The following is a 452-nucleotide window of genomic DNA, read 5'->3' as shown; positions in this document are numbered from 1 at the left end:
GTAGAACAGTGAGAGTGAGGTGCAGAAAAATTTGAGCTGAAGCTGAGGATGGCAACATCCATGATCACCTCGCCGCTGGTGGCGCCGGCCCGGGCCAAGGGCCTTCCGTCCATCTCCCGCCGGGGATCCTCCTTCGCCATCGTCTGCAGCGGTGGGAAGAAGATCAAGACCGACAAGCCCTACGGGATTGGAGGTGGCATGTCAGTCGATATTGATGCATCTGGCAGGAAGAGCACGGGGAAGGGTGTGTACCAATTCGTTGACAAGTACGGCGCAAACGTCGACGGCTACAGCCCAATCTACTCGCCGGAGGAATGGTCTCCCACCGGTGACACCTACGTTGGTGGAACCACCGGGCTTCTGATCTGGGCCGTGACCCTCGCCGGGCTCCTCGGCGGCGGCGCCCTCCTCGTCTACAACACCAGCGCCCTCGCCGGCTAAATTTCACCCAA

General features: G+C 60.6%; 1 protein-coding gene. It reads left to right on the top strand.

Annotated features, from left to right (window positions below; genetic code table 11):
- Positions 1-60 precede the first annotated feature (60 nt).
- Positions 61-441 carry a photosystem II protein PsbR gene (gene psbR / locus L9G74_RS23845; protein ID WP_238898518.1) on the top strand — a complete coding sequence of 127 codons (381 nt, stop codon included), beginning with the start codon at positions 61-63 and terminating at the stop codon, positions 439-441.
- The last annotated feature ends 11 nt before the right edge of the window (positions 442-452 follow it).

The organism is Shewanella electrica, from assembly GCF_022321485.1.
Lineage (GTDB): Bacteria > Pseudomonadota > Gammaproteobacteria > Enterobacterales > Shewanellaceae > Shewanella > Shewanella electrica.
This window is presented reverse-complemented; position numbering and strand designations above follow the sequence as displayed.

Coding starts and splice junctions, on each gene's coding strand:
- psbR (WP_238898518.1), top strand. CDS start 61: ATGATCACCTCGCCGCTGGTGGCGCCGGCCCGGGCCAAGGGCCTTCCG.